This is a genomic window from Streptomyces yokosukanensis, from assembly GCF_001514035.1.
Classification (GTDB): Bacteria; Actinomycetota; Actinomycetes; order Streptomycetales; family Streptomycetaceae; genus Streptomyces; species Streptomyces yokosukanensis.
In genome coordinates this window covers 114,493-129,013 of the sequence record NZ_KQ948222.1, presented here as the reverse complement: position 1 = coordinate 129,013, position 14,521 = coordinate 114,493, and the positions used below count along the sequence as shown (strand labels likewise).

Below are 14,521 nucleotides of genomic sequence, written 5' to 3'. Positions count from 1 at the left end.
ATCCCGTTCGGCTCAGGCCGTCGCCGTCGGCTCCACCGGCAGTCCCTCCGCTCGCCATGCCTGGAACCCGCCCACCAGATCCGTCGCCCGATGCAGGCCCAGTTGATGGAGGGAGGCCGCGGCGAGGCTGGAGGCGTAGCCCTCGTTGCAGAACACCACGACACGCAGGTCGTGGCCCGTGGCTTCGGGGAGGCGGTGGCTGCCCTGGGGGTCGAGGCGCCACTCCAGTTCGTTGCGCTCGACGACGAGCGCCCCGGGGATCAGCCCGTCCCGCTCACGCAGGGCCGCGTAGCGGATGTCGACCAGCAGCGCCTCGCCCTCCCGCGCCGCCCTGTGCGCCTCCCGGGCCTCGACGCGCCGGTAGCCCGCGCGCACCCGCTCCAGCAACTCGTCGATGCCGACCGGCCGTTCACCCGTGCCGACGGCGACCGCTGTGCCGCTCGCCGTCACCGCGGTGCCATTCGCCGGTGCCTTCTCCGCGCCGCTCACGGCCGTCACGGCCCCGTTCGCCGGGGTCTCCTGCCTCCCGCTCACTGCCAGTCCTCCGGGCGTTCGACCTGATCGAGGCGGAGCACATGGCCGGTGCGACTGTAGCGGCGGATGCGGGGCAGGGGAGGGTAGTAGGCGTGCACGGAGACCGCGTGCTCGTCGCGGGAGGTGTTGAGGACCTCATGAACGTGATGGCGGCCGAAGGCGCGGCCCTTGCCGGCCGGGAGCCGGCGTTCGCGGTCCACTCCGTCGGTCAGTTCCAGGGTCTTCCAGCCGTCGGTCGGCAGCCGGGCGGCCAGCGAGTTCTCCGTGAGAACACCGGAGGCCGTGAGGAACGCGCCGACCGAGTCGGCGTGGTCGTGCCAGCCGGTGCCGGTGCCGGGCGGCCAGCCGATCAGCCATGCCTCGCTGCCGCCCGGCCCTTCCAGCCGCACCCAGGTACGGCCCTCCGGGTCGAGAGGCAGGGAGGCGATCAGCTCGGTGTCGGCGGCCGTCCGCCGTACGAAGTCGAGGAGGTCCGCCTGGGCGGGTGCCGAGCCGACGGCAGGGGACACGGGAGCAGGTGAGACAGACACGTACACCGTCCTGAGGAACGTTCGCGGGACGGGCGCATGACGGCGCCCGGAAGAAAGAGGAATGCGAATTCAGCAGGACGGGCGACACACGCAGCCCGCGTAGCGGACGAGGTCCATGTGGACCCTCCGCCACAGGCGCACACAGGTGTCGGTCATGGTCCGGAGTACAGCATGCGCGTGCACATCGGTCAACTCACCGTCACCATGTGGACAGACAGTGATGTGCCCGTGGGTCAGTGTGCGGCGGCGGCCGCCTGTGCCTCCTCCTTCGCCGGGCCGCCCACCGCCGCCTCCGCCGCCGTGTACAGGTCGGCCGGGCGGACACCGCTCAGCGCGACGACCAGGTGGCCGTCGGGGCGCACGAGCAGCACGCTGTGCGCCGGCGCACCCGGGTAGCTCTCGGCGACCAGTAGTTCGGCGGGGTACGGCAGCGCCGTCACGGCCGCCGCGAGCCGGGGCATGACCCCGGCGGACGCCCAGTGCTTGCGGTCCCACACACCCGTGCCCGGCGCGATCAGGACGACGAGCAGCGCGCCGCGGCCGAACCGGTCGCGCAGTTGGACGAAGGAACCGTCCTCCGCGGTGACCCGTACATCGGTGACCGGCGCGCCGGGCGGGGTGTCGACCGGGACATCGCCCTCCAGCTGCCGGGGTGCGAGGGGGGAGTCGGCGTACGCCGCCGGCGCGCCCAGCGAACCGCGTCCCAGGTGGCCGTCCGTGAGCAGCGCGTCGTGCCCCCGTGCCGTACCCGGGACGATGTGGCGCAGCCCGCCGGTGCCCCGCAGCACCGGCAGCACCTGGTCGGCGGCGCGCAGCCGGGCCGCGACCACCGCGCGCCGCTCGGCCTGATAGCTGTCCAGCAGGGCCTCGTGCGGGCCGTGGTGCCAGGCCGCGGCCAGCTTCCAGGAGAGGTTGTCGACGTCCCTGAGGCCCTCGTCCAGGCCCTGGGCGCCGAGTGCGCCGAGCAGATGCGCCGCGTCCCCGGCGAGGAAGACCCGGCCGGCACGCCACCGGCGGGCCAGACGGTGGTGCACCGTGTGGACACCGGTGTCGAGCAGGTCGTACGGCGGTGTGGAGCCGTCCGTCCAGCCCGCGAGCGTCTCGCGGATCCGGGCCACCAGGGTCTCGGGCGTGACCAGGTCCTTGCCCGGTGGCAGCAGCCAGTCCAGGCGCCACACGCCGTCCGGGAGGGGGCGGGCGGTCACCTCCCCGGCCGAGGGCCCGGACTGCCGCCACGGCGGCATCCGATGAAGCAACGCCCGGCCCTCCCACGGAAGTTCCGTGTGCAGCGCGGCGACCGCGTGTCGCTCCACCGCCGTACGGCCCGGGAAGCGGATGTCCTGGAGTTTGCGCACGACGGAGCGTGCTCCGTCGCAGCCGACCAGATAACTGCCCCGCCACCAGGTGCCGTTCGCGCCGCGGGTGTGCGCGGTGACGCCGGAACGCTCCTGCTCGATGGAGTCCAGACGGCTGTCCACGACCGTCTTCACCAGCGGTTCGCCGGTGAGAGCCCCGCGCAGGGCGGCCGTGAGGACATGTTGGGCGATGTGCAGCGGGGCGCCGGGATCCGCCTCGTCGAAGGTGATCTCGCTCATCACCTGACGGCGCCGCAGGGACCGCCATCCGGCCCAGCGCACGCCGTGCTCACCGAGCGCCACTCCGGTCAGCCGCTCCAGCAGGACGGCCGTGCTCTCGCGCAGCACGACGGTGCGCGCCGGGCGGGGCTCGTCCTTGCCGGGGCCCTCGTCCAGGACGACGGTCGGCACCTCCTGGCGGGCGAGCGCCAGGGCGAGCGCGAGCCCGACGGGCCCCGCTCCGACGATGATCACCGGGTCCACGGCGTGCTTCCCCCTGCCCGCGGCGGTGCCTCGACGGATGACGGTGAACAAGAAGGTGAAGCGGGGTGCACGATCACACAACGTATGCAACCCATTGGCAGAGTTTGCGTCAAGTGACCGGGGGCAGTGGCGATCATGCCACTGCCCCCGGGGGCCGTATGGGTGAGTGACGAGCCGTCAGGCGTAGGTGCCGGTCCCGAGGGTGCCGTTCACCGCCGCCGGGTTCATCTCCTCCAGATCGTCCGCGCCGAGAACCGCGCCCGTGCTGCGCTTGCTGCGCCGCAGCCGGCGTTCCAGCCAGCTCGCGAAGGAGGTCAGGGCGAAGTTGAGCACGACGTAGATGGCCGCGACGACGATGAAGCTGGCGATGACGTCGGCGTAGTTGGCCGCGAGGGTGCCGCGCTCGCTGAGCAGCTCCGCGTAGCCGATCATCGCGCCGCCCAGCGCCGTGTCCTTCACGATGACCACGAGCTGGCTGACGATGGCCGGCAGCATGGCGGTGACCGCCTGCGGAAGCAGGATGCTGGACATCGTCTGCCCCTTGCGGAGGCCGATCGCGTACGCGGCCTCCGTCTGGCCCCTGGGCAGGGCCAGGATGCCGGCCCGGACGACCTCGGCGAGCACCGAGGCGTTGTAGAGCACCAGGGCGGTGACCACCGCGTACAAAGGCCGGTCATCACTGCTGACCTGCGAGTACTGGTTGTAGAACTCGTTGGCGAACAGCATGAGCAGCAGCACCGGGATCGCCCGGAAGAACTCGACCACCACACCCGCCGCGATGCGCACCCATCGGTGGTCCGAGAGGCGGGCTATGCCGAAGACGGCGCCCAGCGGGAGGGCGATGACCATGGACAGCGCCGCTGCCTTCAGGGTGTTGACGAGTCCCGGCAGGAGGTACGTCGTCCAGGCCTCGGAGGTGGTGAACGGCTGCCACAGGGCCCAGCGCAGCTGCTGTTTGTCGTCCATCGTCTTCCAGACCCACCAGGCCAGGGCGGCCAGCAGGACGAGGAAGACGACGGAGAGGACCGCGTTGCGCCGTTTGGCGCGGGGGCCGGGGGTGTCGTACAGGACGGAGCTCATCGCTTCACCGCCAGTCGCTTGCCGAGCCAGCCCAGGAGGAGGCCGACCGGCAGGGTCAGGATCACGAACCCGAGGGCGAAGACGGCGCCGATGGCCAGGGTCTGAGCCTCGTTCTCGATCATGGTCTTCATCAGGGCCGCGGCCTCGGCGACGCCGATGGCGGACGCGACGGTGGTGTTCTTCGTCAGGGCGATCAGGACGTTGGCCAGCGGGCCGATGACCGAGCGGAAGGCCTGGGGCAGCACGATCAGGCGCAGCGTCTGGCTGAAGTTCAGCCCGATCGCACGGGCGGCCTCGGCCTGGCCGACCGGCACCGTGTTGATGCCGGAGCGGATCGCCTCGCAGACGAAGGCGGACGTGTAGGCGATGAGACCGAGGATCGCCAGTCGGAAGCCCTGGACCTTGAAGTCGGAGGCGCCCAGCGTCACTCGGAAGATGTCGGCGAGCCCGAGCGAGGTGAACAGGATGATGATCGTCAGCGGGATGTTGCGGACGATGTTCACATAGAGGGTGCCGAACCCGCGCATGACCGGGACCGGGCTGACCCGCATCGCGGCCAGCAGGGTGCCCCAGACCAGGGAGCCGACCGCGGAGAGGACGGTGAGTTTCACCGTCATCCAGAACGCCCCTAGGACGTCGTAACCATGAAGAAAGTCGAACACGATCTCCCGCGCTTCCGGGTGTGTGGCGTACGTGGAGGGCGGGGCGCGCCGCCGGGAGAGCGGCGGCGGCGCGCCTTGGGGACCCTGCGTCACCCGCCGGAATGAGCGCCGGCGGAGTTCCGCGTTACTTGACGATCTGGCCGATCTTCGGCGCGGGCTCGTACTTGTAGTTCGCCGGACCGAAGTTCTTCTTCACCGCGGCGTCCCAGGAGCCGTCGCCGACCATCTTCTCCAGCGCCTTGTTGATCTTGTCGACGGTCGCGGAGTCGCCCTTCTTGACGCCGATGCCGTAGTTCTCGTTGCTCATCTTCAGCCCGAGGAGCTTGAACTGGCCCTTGTACTTGTCCTGCGCGGCGTAGCCCGCGAGGATCGAGTCGTCGGTGGTCAGCGCGTCCACCGCGCCGCTCTGGAGGCTCGCCATGCACTCCGAGTAGGAGCTGAGCTCCTTCAGGTTGGCCTTCGGCGCGATCGTCTGCTGGATGTGCTGCGCCGGGGTGGAGCCGGTCACGGAACACAGGTTCTTCTTGTTGAGATCCGTGCCCTTGGCGATCTTCGAGTCCTTCTTGACCAGCAGGTCCTGGTGGGCCAGCAGGTACGGACCGGCGAAGTCGACCTTCTGCTTGCGCTCGTCGGTGATCGAGTAGGTGGCGGCGATGAACTTCACGTCGCCGCGCTGCAGCGCGCTCTCGCGGTCGGCGCTCTTGGTCTCCACCCACTGGATGTCGCTCGGCTTGTAGCCGAGCTGCTTGGCGACGTACGTCGCCACGTCCACGTCGAAGCCCGCGTAGGTGCCGTCGGGCTGCTTCAGGCCCAGACCCGGCTGGTCGAACTTGATACCGATCTTGATCTTGCCGCTGCCTCCGCCCGAGCCGCTGTTCGAGCTGTTGCCACCACACGCGGTGGCGCCCACGGCGAGGGCGAGTACGGCGGCCGAGGCGGCGGTGACCTTGCGGAGCTTCATCGTGAACATCCTTTGGGTGGTGAGAAAACGAGGTCCGCGGCCGGACGCGTGGTCGTGGCCGTAGCGGGACGGGCGATCGAGGCCGTCGCGGTGCTGTGCCGTCAGTGGTGCAGGATCTTGGACAGGAAGTCCTTGGCCCGGTCGCTGCGCGGGTTGCTGAAGAACTGGTCCGGCGCGGCCTGTTCGACGATCCGGCCGTCGGCCATGAAGACGACGCGGTTCGCGGCCGATCGTGCGAAGCCCATCTCATGCGTGACGACGACCATCGTCATGCCCTCGCGGGCGAGTTGCTGCATGACCTCGAGGACCTCGTTGATCATCTCGGGGTCGAGGGCGGAGGTCGGCTCGTCGAAGAGCATGACCTTCGGGCCCATCGCCAGCGCCCGCGCGATGGCGACGCGCTGCTGCTGGCCGCCCGAGAGCTGGGCGGGGTACTTGTCGGCCTGGGTGCCCACGCCGACCCGGTCGAGCAGGGACCGCGCGGTCTCCTCGGCCTGCTTCTTCTCCGTCCTGCGGACCTTGAGCTGCCCCAGCATCACGTTCTCGAGCACGGTCTTGTGCGCGAACAGGTTGAAGGACTGGAAGACCATCCCGACGTCGGCCCGCAGCCGGGCCAGCTCCTTGCCCTCCTGGGGCAGCGCCTTTCCGTCGATCGTGATGGTGCCCGAGTCGATCGTCTCCAGGCGGTTGATGGTGCGGCACAGGGTCGACTTTCCGGACCCGGAGGGCCCGATGACCACGACGACCTCGCCGCGGGCGATCGTCAGGTCGATGTCCTGGAGCACGTGCAACGCGCCGAAGTGCTTGTTGACGCTCTTCAGGACGACCAGTTCGTCGGACGTGACCACGTCTTCCTTGGTCACCGATACTTCGGTCATCGCTCTCGGGCTCCGTCCTCCTCGGTTTCGGAGGACAGTAGTGAGCGGCTGTGACCTGCGTCATCACATCTGAGGGAGATCTGAGCATCACGATCCGATAGCAAACGGACACGTGTCGTAGCACTTGCCACGTGTGCGCGTATCGGCCGGATAACGGAAGCGCCGGGCAACCGGAACCCTCTTGACGCCGTCCTTGTCCATCGGCATCACTTCCATGGTGCACGCGCGCGTGTGAGCTACACGGCTCACGAGAACCCAGACCGTACGACCACTGAACCGGAGGGGGCCGGGATGAGACTGCTGCTCGTCGAGGACGACAACCATGTCGCCGCGGCTCTGTCAGCCGTGCTCGCACGACACGGTTTCGACGTCACGCACGCGCGCAGCGGCGAGGAGGCACTCCAGGCGCTCGTCCCCGAAAGCGACGGTTTCGGTGTGGTCCTGCTCGACCTCGGCCTGCCCGACCAGGACGGATACGAGGTCTGCGGCAAGATCCGCAAGCGCACCAGCACTCCGGTGATCATGGTCACCGCCCGCTCCGACGTGCGCTCCCGCATCCACGGCCTCAACCTCGGAGCCGACGACTACGTGGTGAAGCCGTACGACACCGGGGAACTGCTCGCCCGTATCCACGCCGTCAGCCGGCGCACCGTCCACGAGGACGCGGGCTCCGGTGGTGACGACTCCCTGCTGCTCGGACCGGTCCGTATCGAACTGCCCACCCGACAGGTCACGGTGGACGGTTCGATCGTCCAACTGACCCGCAAGGAGTTCGATCTGCTCGCCCTGCTCGCGCAGCGCCCCGGTGTCGTCTTCCGGCGCGAGCAGATCATCAGCGAGGTCTGGCGCACCAGTTGGGAGGGAACCGGCCGCACCCTGGAGGTGCACGTCGCCTCCCTGCGCGCCAAGCTGCGCATGCCCGCGCTGATCGAGACCGTACGCGGCGTCGGCTACCGGCTCGTCGCCCCGGCCGCCTAGCGGGGACGGGTGCGCGCACGCCTGCTGCCGCTGCTCATCGTCCTGATGGCGGCCGTCCTCCTCGCCCTCGGGGTCCCGCTCGCCGTCAGCCTGGCCGCCGCCCAGCAGCAGAAGGTCGTCGTCGACCGCATCGACGACACGGCCCGCTTCGCGGCGCTCGCCCAGTTCGTCACCGACGGACCCAGCGGATCCCGCCGTACGAGCACGGACGAGCGCCTGGAGGCCCTGCGTAGCGAACTCGACAGCTACTACGGCGTCTACGGCATCCGCGCGGGTGTCTTCTACCGCAACGGCTCGGCCATGGCCAATGCGCCCGGCGACTGGTTCGTACCGCCCATGGGGGAGGTGCGGGACGCCTTCGACGAGGCGCTGCTCAGCCGGCGCAGCCACGACCCGAAGCAGGTGTGGCCCTGGCAGCGCAGCCGGCTGATCGTCGCCTCGCCGGTGATCCGGGACGGGGACGTCGTGGCGGTCGTGGTCACCGACTCGCCCACCGGACAGATGCGTTCGAGGACGGTGCGCGGCTGGCTGCTCATCGGGGCCGGGGAGAGCGCGGCCATGCTGCTGGCCGTCGGCGCGGCGCTACGGCTGACCGGCTGGGTGCTCCGGCCGGTGCGGGTCCTGGACGCCACCACCCACGACATCGCCACCGGGCGACTGAAGTCCCGGGTCGCGGCCGCCGGCGGGCCACCGGAACTCAGACGGCTGGCCCGGTCGTTCAACGAGATGGCGGACAACGTCGAGGACGTGCTGGAGCAGCAGCGCGCCTTCGTCGCCGACGCCTCGCACCAGCTGCGCAACCCGCTCTCGGCGCTGCTGCTGCGCATCGAACTCCTCGCCCTCGAACTCCCCGAGGGCAACGAGGAGATCGCCTCGGTCCGCACCGAGGGCAAGCGCCTCGCGCAGGTCCTGGACGACCTGCTCGACCTGGCGCTGGCCGAGCACGCCGAGGCGGACCTGAGCCTGACCGACATCGGCACGCTCGCCGAGGAGCGCGTCGCCGCCTGGTCCCCGACCGCCGTGGCCAAGGGCGTCCGGCTGACCGGGGACTGCCCGCCCACCACCGCCTGGGCGGACCCGGTCACCCTGTCCAGCGCCCTGGACGCGGTGATCGACAACGCCGTGAAGTTCACCCCCGACGGCGGCACGGTGGAGGTCGTCGTCGCCTCGAACGGCGACATGTCCACGGTCGTCGTCACCGACACAGGGCCCGGCCTCACCGACGAGGAACTCGCGCGCGTGGGCGACCGGTTCTGGCGCAGCGGCCGGCACCAGAACGTCAAGGGCTCCGGCCTCGGCCTGTCCATCTCCCGTGCCCTGCTCACGGCGGGCGGCGGCGCGATCACCTACGCCCACCACGAGCCGCGGGGCCTGCGGGTGACGGTGACGGTGCCGCGACACGGGGAGTCCTGACCGAGGGGCAGGGGCTGTTCGCCTCTGTGCCGCTCGCCGGTTCCGGCGCGCTCGGGCTAAGGCTTCATCGAGCGGTAGTAGCGGCGGGCGCCCTCCTGGAGGGGCAGGGGGTCGGTGTAGATGGCGGTGCGCAGGTCGACGAGCTGGGCGGAGTGGACGTGGGCGCCGATGCCGTCGCGGCTCTTGATCACCGTGCGGGTCACCCATTCCGTCAGCCGGGGGTCGACGTCCGTGCGGGTCATCAGGATGTTGGACACGGAGATCGTCGGCACCTCGTTGCCCTGCTGTACGGCGGGGTAGGCCGACTCGGGGATGTTGGTGGCCCGGTAGTAGCGCGCCTCCTGGCCCCCGTCGTGCAGCTTGGTGACGAGGTCGCCCTCGATCGGCACGAACGTGAAGGCGGACTTCTTCGCGAGCGCGACCAGTCCCTTGGTGGGCAGACCGCCCGACCAGAAGAAGGCGTCGATCTTGCGGTGCTCCAGCTGGTCCGGCCCGGTGTCGATGCCGTCCGCGGCCGGGGTGATGTCCTTGCGCGGGTCGATGCCGGCGGCCTTGAGCACCCGGTCGGCTATCAGCCGCACCCCGGAGTCGGGCAGTCCGATCGCCACCCGCTTGTGCCGCAGGTCCGCGACGCTCCGGATGTCCGAGTCGCTGCGCACGATGAGATGGACGTAGTCGTCGTAGAGGCGCGCCACCCCGCGCAGCCGCTCGGCGCCGCTGCCGTGCTCCAGTTCGTACGCCTCCACCGCGTCAGCCGCCGCGATGGTGAAGTCGGCCTTGCCGGTCGCCACTCGCTGCACGTTCTCCTGCGAACCGGCGCTGTTGAGCAGCTTCACCGTCAGGTCGGGCATGTCCTTGGCGAACTCGGCGCGCAGCCGCTCGCCGTACTCCTGGTACACCCCTTTGGGAGTGCCCGTGCTGAAGACGATCGTGCCGCTCGGCGGCTTCTCGCCCAGCGGCAGCAGCCACCACAGCAGCAGCCCGAGCACCACGGCTCCGGCGGCCGCGGCCGGCAGCGCCAGGCCTCTGCGGGTCAGGGAGAACACCTTGGACATGCGGCGATCCTGCCAGGCCGGGCGCCGCGCTGACCAGGGGCGAGGTCACTCCGGGGCCGGGAGGCGGACCGCCGGCGCTGTCAGTGGCGGCCGTTAGAGTCGACGCATGAGCACTTCACCTGTCGATCTCGTCCGGGAGTTCCACCGCGCCTTCGGCCTCGACGCCCGCAGCACGCCGACGGAGGTGGAGCCCGAACTGGCCGCGCACCGTGGGGAACTGCTCGCCGAGGAGGCGGCGGAGGTCGCCGAGGTCGCGGTCGACGGCCCGCTGGACAAGCTCGCGCACGAACTGGCGGACGTGGTCTACGTGGCGTACGGCACCGCACTGGTCCACGGCATCGACCTCGATCAGGTGATCGCCGAGATCCACCGGGCCAACATGAGCAAGCTCGGCCCGGACGGGCAGGTCGCCCGCCGGGCCGACGGCAAGGTCCTCAAGGGGGAGCACTACCGCGCACCGGACGTGTCGTCCGTACTGCGCCGCCAGGGCTGGATACCGGCGGTACGGCACGGCGCCTCGGACCCGAGCGTCTAGAAGGTTCCGCTCGCCAGCTTCCACTCGCGGTTCAACGTGCCCAGCGGGATGCTCCGTTGGACGATCGGTGTGCCGAAGACGGACAGCTGCAGGCGCAGGGTTCCGGACAGATCGACCCCGCCGTACACACCCCAGGCGCCCGCGCTCTTCGCCCCGGTGCCCTTGGCCGTCGCCCCGGTGCCGCCCGAGGAGGTGGTGACGGTGCCGGAGGCCTCGCCGCGCAGATACGGAGCCAGGTCGGCGGTGACGCCGACGGCGCCGTAGAGGCCGACCGAGGCCTCCGCGCCGAGCGCCGTCTTCACGGACCCGGCGGTCGTGACGGCGGCGTGCACGGGTGTGCTCGTCATGGCGGAGGAGCTGACCGGCGTCCAGCCCTTGGCCGGGCCGAAGGTGCCGCCCGCCTTGAAGTCGCCCTTGAGGCTCTGCTCGACATCGACGGTGACCCGCCCGTCACCGCTGATCTGTACGTAGCAGGTCAGATCGAGGTTCACCACGACGGGGACCGGGCCGACCTGGAGGACGGGGTCGGCGTGCAGCTTGGCGAACGGGATCCGCAGCGCAGTGCCGGTGGTGGCGGCGGCCCGCCCCTTGACCGCCCAGCCGGAGGTCCAGTCGCCGGAGACTCCGAGGTAGGCGGAGCCGGGCGGCGCGTCGGTGCCGGTGCCGCCGTAGGCGAAGTCGACCTTCGGGGCGACCTGGACGAAGCCCTTCACCGAGGCGTCGGCGGAGACCGGGGCGCCCTGGGCCGTCGGTATGCCCGCGCTCACATCGAGCCGGAGGCTGCCGAGCGGCACGGTCGCGCCCTTCGGGCCGACGTGCACGTCACCGGTCTTCGCCCAGGACACCTTCACATCGGGCAGCAGCTTGTCGACGGCGAAGGACGACGGGTCGACCGGTACGGCACCCTTCGCCGTCTCGTCGGCGAGCAGCGCGTTGAGCGTGGCGGGTTCCGTCTGCACCTCGGTGCCGGCGCCGGTCTCGCCGATCACCTTGGTCACCTTGGCGAGCAGCCCGTGCGGTGCCCCGGGCGCCGGGGCACTGGCGATCACATCGCCGACGGCGGCCTGGTGCGGGGCGCCGGTGGCCGTGGGGGAGGGTGACACCGTCGGGGATCCGGACGAACTCCCCCGGCGGGCAGGCTTGTCGGACAGGACGGCCCGCCGGGTGTGGCTGTCGTAGGCGCTGATGGCGAGCGCCGTTCGGTGCGCGCGTCGCCCGGAGCCGGTCGGTCCCGCCGTGGCGGTCGCGGTGGTGGCGGGCGCCGCGGCGACGGCGAGCGAGTGGTCCGGGGCGTCGGCGGGCCGGTCGGTGACCTCGACCTGCCGGTCGTGCCCGGCGGCCGCCGACGGTTCGGCGTGCGGTGCGCTCGAGGAGCAGGCCGCGGTGAGGAAGAGGGCGGTGACGGCGAAGGCGGGCAGCAGGGCACGTCCGTGCCGCTTGCGTCTGTGCAAGGTCGGTCCTGTGTGGAGTGGGGGGTGGCAGAGAGGTACCGGGCGAACGGGCTGCTTGGAGGCAGTACCGGCCGGTAACTCGTGGTGAGCCATGAGCATGCCACGCCCTTGCGCATGATTCCCTCACAAAGCAGCCACACCCCAACGTGAGCTGTACCACGGCTGGTTCGGGTCACGGGAGGCCGAAAACCGTGTGTGCGGGGGCGGGGTGGGGACCGGCCGTCGTCGCGCCCTGGGCGGCGGCCGATCCGGAGGGCGGTGCGGTGCGGTGGAGGGGGCGGCCGGCGCGGTGGGACGGATTGGCCGGTGCGGCGGAGGCAGTCGGCCGGGCCCTGTGGAGATTCCGCGACCGGCCGGGCCCCCGGCGGCTCAGCGGTCGGCCAGGCCGGTGCCGCCGAGGCGGGTCAGCAGGGCCGAGAGCAGCCCGGTGTCCTCGGTGCTCCATGCCGGTGCGGCGAAGATCTCGGTGGCGGTCTCCTCGGCCGTGGCGCGCATCTCCTTCAGCCGCTGTCTGCCCGTCGAGGTGAGCGACGCGTAGGCCACGCGCGCGTCCCGGGCGTCCGCTTCGCGGGTCACCAGCCCGATCCGCTCCAGCGGAGCCAGCCCGCGTGTGACCCCGGAGGCCGTCAGGCCCAGTGCCTCGGCGAGGTCCACCCGGCGCATACGGCCGCCGGGCGCCTCTCCCAGCCGGAGCAGCAGGGTGAAGTCGGCGAGGCTGACGCCGTGCAGGCCACTCAGCCGCGAGTCGAAACGCCGTACGAGCGAGGCCTGGGCCCGTACCAGCCGCAGTGCCGCGTCGAGGGTGTCACTCATCGCCGTCGCTCACCGCCCGGTCCCGGCGTTCCTCGCCGGTTTCATTGTTCATTGCCATCTCCTTGAGTGCTCAAGTTTATGGGCTGTTGGAAGGCGTCGCTTCAGAAGCCGCTGGAGCGGGCCTCGCGCCGCTGTCGCTTGCCCATGGGTGCCTGGGAGAGGTCCTCGGCGGTGGAGCGGAGGTTCTTGAAGCCGTAGCCGTGCCCGGTGAGCCAGGCTTGCGCCGACGCCTCGGCCTGCTGGGTCGCCTCCAGGATGTCCTCCTCTTCCTCGCCGGTGGCGGAGAAGCGGAAGACGAAGGCCGGCCGGGCGGCGATGTCGTAGGTGAGGGTGCCTTCGGGCGTGAACCTGGCGCGCAGCACGTCGTGCTCGGCGGCCTCGGCCAGCAGCGTGGCCCGCTGTGCGTCGGTGAGGCCGTCGAAGGCGCCGCGGACGGTGATCCGGAAAGTGCGAGTACTCATGGCGCGACCCTAGGCACAGCGGACCCGGCGTCTCCACCGGGTTTCCGCAGGCCCCGCGCGCGAGCCGGTGCGCACGCCGGAAGACTGGCGCGCGGGGCACTTTGCGGATCGCCCACCCCTGGGCCGTGCCCCTCAGCCGCGTCCGCTCCGGCCTTCTGGCCAGGGGTGATGGCCGGGTCTGGCGTTCGTGGGCCGCAGGCAGGTGGTTCCGATGCGGCTCAGTGGGCGACCGGTTCCGCGTCGGTCGGTCGGGGCGGCCGGTTCAGTCGAGGACCGCGGTGGCTTCGATCTCGACCAGATGCTCGGGGACGTCCAGTGCCGCAACACCCAGCAGCGTGGCAGGTGGGACCGGAGTGACGCCCAGCTTCGCGGCCGCCCGGGAGACCCCCTCCAGGACCAGGGGCATCTTGTCGGGGGTCCAGTCGACGACGTAGAGAGTCAGTTTCGCCACGTCGTCGAAGGAGCCGCCGACCTCGTCCAGAGCGATCCCGATGTTGAGGTAGCAGCGCTCCACCTGCGCGGCGAGGTCGCCTTCGCCGACCGTGCCCTCCTCGCCGCCCGAGGCGACCTGCCCGGCGATGAAGACCAGCTTCGTTCCTGATGCGATCGACACCTGCCGGTAGACATCGATCGTGGGCAATCCGCTGGGGTTCACCAGGGTGATGGCCATGCTGCCTGTCTCCTTGTCCTTGCCGGGGCGCCCGTGGGCCCACATCCGTCGCACCGAGACACTCGTGGTCTCTTGTGGTTACTCAGGAACCGTAGGAGAGTGGCGGCTGACATGGAAGAACGCACTTTTCAGTGACTGGGGAACCTGATGGTGACCAAGCAGTTCAGGGGATCGTCACCCGAGGAAGCGGACCTGAGGCGCGCGGACTCCCTGGCGCGCGAGATCTTCTCGGATGTCGCCAACAAGTGGGCGTTCCTCATCATCGAGACGCTCGGTGAGCGCACCTTGCGCTTCAGTGAGCTGCGCGATGAGGTCGAGGGCATCAGCCACAAGATGCTCACCCAGAATCTGCGCATGCTGGAGCACAACGGCCTGGTCGACCGAAAGGTGCACCCCACCGTGCCGCCGCGGGTCGAGTACACCCTCACCGAGCCGGGCCGAGCCCTGCGGGCGACGGTGGATGGGATGTGCCAGTGGACTCAGCGGTACCTCGGTCACATCGAGGCCGCCCGCCGCCGCGTCGACCCCGGCGCCGACGCGTCCGCTCGACGGTGACCCGCGGCTGCCCGCCCCGCTCGGCTCACCCGCGGTGCCGGCCCCGTACCGGCCGTGGCGCTCGGACCGGACGCCGAACGCCGGGCCGGGCATCTTCCGGGAGCACC

The 14,521-nt window shown here is 70.7% G+C and carries 17 protein-coding genes; 4 read left to right on the top strand and 13 right to left on the bottom strand.

What is annotated here, in order from left to right:
- Positions 1–12: 12 nt before the first annotated feature.
- The 8 genes from AQI95_RS34275 to AQI95_RS34245 all read right to left on the bottom strand — a co-directional run bounded on the left by AQI95_RS34275 (position 13) and on the right by AQI95_RS34245 (position 6,483).
- Positions 13–450 carry a rhodanese-like domain-containing protein gene (locus tag AQI95_RS34275; RefSeq protein WP_067133363.1) on the bottom strand — a complete coding sequence of 146 codons (438 nt, stop codon included), beginning with the start codon at positions 448–450 and terminating at the stop codon, positions 13–15.
- Between the two features lie 80 nt (positions 451–530).
- Positions 531–1,064, bottom strand: a complete 534-nt coding sequence (locus tag AQI95_RS34270; RefSeq protein ID WP_067133360.1) for a cupin domain-containing protein — start codon at positions 1,062–1,064, stop codon at positions 531–533.
- A 69-nt stretch (positions 1,065–1,133) separates the two neighbouring features.
- A complete protein-coding gene (locus AQI95_RS50215) occupies positions 1,134–1,220 on the bottom strand; it encodes a putative leader peptide (RefSeq protein ID WP_313960178.1) in 87 nt (28 codons plus the stop codon).
- A 77-nt stretch (positions 1,221–1,297) separates the two neighbouring features.
- On the bottom strand, positions 1,298–2,902 hold the full coding sequence (locus tag AQI95_RS34265; protein ID WP_067133181.1) for an FAD-dependent monooxygenase: 1,605 nt from the start codon (positions 2,900–2,902) through the stop codon (positions 1,298–1,300).
- A 177-nt stretch (positions 2,903–3,079) separates the two neighbouring features.
- On the bottom strand, positions 3,080–3,982 hold the full coding sequence (locus AQI95_RS34260) for an amino acid ABC transporter permease (RefSeq protein ID WP_067133178.1): 903 nt from the start codon (positions 3,980–3,982) through the stop codon (positions 3,080–3,082).
- The gene (locus tag AQI95_RS34255; RefSeq protein WP_067133357.1) at positions 3,979–4,644 is read right to left on the bottom strand and encodes an amino acid ABC transporter permease; all 666 of its coding nucleotides are present in this window, start codon (positions 4,642–4,644) and stop codon (positions 3,979–3,981) included. Before AQI95_RS34255 ends, AQI95_RS34260 begins: the two co-directional genes overlap by 4 nt.
- A gap of 124 nt (positions 4,645–4,768) precedes the next feature.
- Complete coding sequence (locus AQI95_RS34250; protein ID WP_067133176.1) at positions 4,769–5,605, bottom strand: glutamate ABC transporter substrate-binding protein; 837 nt, start codon at positions 5,603–5,605, stop codon at positions 4,769–4,771.
- Positions 5,606–5,706: 101 nt separating this feature from the next.
- Positions 5,707–6,483 (bottom strand): amino acid ABC transporter ATP-binding protein, encoded by a 777-nt coding sequence (locus AQI95_RS34245; protein ID WP_067133173.1) that lies wholly within the window; start codon positions 6,481–6,483, stop codon positions 5,707–5,709.
- Positions 6,484–6,774: 291 nt separating this feature from the next.
- Here AQI95_RS34245 and AQI95_RS34240 point away from each other — a divergent pair, with 291 nt between their 5' ends.
- On the top strand, positions 6,775–7,461 hold the full coding sequence (locus AQI95_RS34240; protein WP_067133170.1) for a response regulator transcription factor: 687 nt from the start codon (positions 6,775–6,777) through the stop codon (positions 7,459–7,461).
- Between the two features lie 9 nt (positions 7,462–7,470).
- Positions 7,471–8,874, top strand: coding sequence for a sensor histidine kinase (locus tag AQI95_RS34235; protein WP_067133167.1), 1,404 nt, complete (start codon positions 7,471–7,473; stop codon positions 8,872–8,874).
- Between the two features lie 56 nt (positions 8,875–8,930).
- Here the strand turns inward: AQI95_RS34235 and AQI95_RS34230 are convergent, their stop codons facing one another.
- On the bottom strand, positions 8,931–9,929 hold the full coding sequence (locus tag AQI95_RS34230; RefSeq protein WP_067133164.1) for a TAXI family TRAP transporter solute-binding subunit: 999 nt from the start codon (positions 9,927–9,929) through the stop codon (positions 8,931–8,933).
- Between the two features lie 106 nt (positions 9,930–10,035).
- Between AQI95_RS34230 and AQI95_RS34225 the strand changes: the two genes are divergently transcribed.
- Positions 10,036–10,464, top strand: a complete 429-nt coding sequence (locus AQI95_RS34225) for a pyrophosphohydrolase domain-containing protein (RefSeq protein WP_067133161.1) — start codon at positions 10,036–10,038, stop codon at positions 10,462–10,464.
- Here AQI95_RS34225 and AQI95_RS34220 read toward each other — a convergent pair.
- From AQI95_RS34220 to AQI95_RS34205, 4 genes are all read right to left on the bottom strand, one after another.
- Positions 10,461–11,915 (bottom strand): hypothetical protein, encoded by a 1,455-nt coding sequence (locus AQI95_RS34220; protein WP_067133158.1) that lies wholly within the window; start codon positions 11,913–11,915, stop codon positions 10,461–10,463. The genes AQI95_RS34225 and AQI95_RS34220 overlap by 4 nt on opposite strands.
- A 369-nt stretch (positions 11,916–12,284) precedes the next feature.
- Positions 12,285–12,728, bottom strand: a complete 444-nt coding sequence (locus AQI95_RS34215; protein WP_067133155.1) for a MarR family winged helix-turn-helix transcriptional regulator — start codon at positions 12,726–12,728, stop codon at positions 12,285–12,287.
- A 101-nt stretch (positions 12,729–12,829) separates the two neighbouring features.
- A complete protein-coding gene (locus AQI95_RS34210) occupies positions 12,830–13,189 on the bottom strand; it encodes a DUF6204 family protein (protein WP_067133152.1) in 360 nt (119 codons plus the stop codon).
- A gap of 262 nt (positions 13,190–13,451) precedes the next feature.
- Positions 13,452–13,859, bottom strand: coding sequence for a RidA family protein (locus tag AQI95_RS34205; protein WP_067133354.1), 408 nt, complete (start codon positions 13,857–13,859; stop codon positions 13,452–13,454).
- Positions 13,860–14,006: 147 nt separating this feature from the next.
- Here AQI95_RS34205 and AQI95_RS34200 point away from each other — a divergent pair, with 147 nt between their 5' ends.
- Positions 14,007–14,414, top strand: a complete 408-nt coding sequence (locus tag AQI95_RS34200; protein ID WP_067133149.1) for a winged helix-turn-helix transcriptional regulator — start codon at positions 14,007–14,009, stop codon at positions 14,412–14,414.
- Positions 14,415–14,521 lie beyond the last annotated feature (107 nt).

Excerpts from the sequence above, each read along its gene's own strand:
- AQI95_RS34200 (WP_067133149.1), top strand. The coding sequence starts at position 14,007 with ATGGTGACCAAGCAGTTCAGGGGATCGTCACCCGAGGAAGCGGACCTG.
- AQI95_RS34230 (WP_067133164.1), bottom strand. The coding sequence starts at position 9,929 with ATGTCCAAGGTGTTCTCCCTGACCCGCAGAGGCCTGGCGCTGCCGGCC.
- AQI95_RS34225 (WP_067133161.1), top strand. The coding sequence starts at position 10,036 with ATGAGCACTTCACCTGTCGATCTCGTCCGGGAGTTCCACCGCGCCTTC.
- AQI95_RS34240 (WP_067133170.1), top strand. The coding sequence starts at position 6,775 with ATGAGACTGCTGCTCGTCGAGGACGACAACCATGTCGCCGCGGCTCTG.
- AQI95_RS34250 (WP_067133176.1), bottom strand. The coding sequence starts at position 5,605 with ATGAAGCTCCGCAAGGTCACCGCCGCCTCGGCCGCCGTACTCGCCCTC.
- AQI95_RS34260 (WP_067133178.1), bottom strand. The coding sequence starts at position 3,982 with ATGAGCTCCGTCCTGTACGACACCCCCGGCCCCCGCGCCAAACGGCGC.
- AQI95_RS50215 (WP_313960178.1), bottom strand. The coding sequence starts at position 1,220 with ATGACCGACACCTGTGTGCGCCTGTGGCGGAGGGTCCACATGGACCTC.
- AQI95_RS34205 (WP_067133354.1), bottom strand. The coding sequence starts at position 13,859 with ATGGCCATCACCCTGGTGAACCCCAGCGGATTGCCCACGATCGATGTC.
- AQI95_RS34210 (WP_067133152.1), bottom strand. The coding sequence starts at position 13,189 with ATGAGTACTCGCACTTTCCGGATCACCGTCCGCGGCGCCTTCGACGGC.
- AQI95_RS34215 (WP_067133155.1), bottom strand. The coding sequence starts at position 12,728 with ATGAGTGACACCCTCGACGCGGCACTGCGGCTGGTACGGGCCCAGGCC.
- AQI95_RS34245 (WP_067133173.1), bottom strand. The coding sequence starts at position 6,483 with ATGACCGAAGTATCGGTGACCAAGGAAGACGTGGTCACGTCCGACGAA.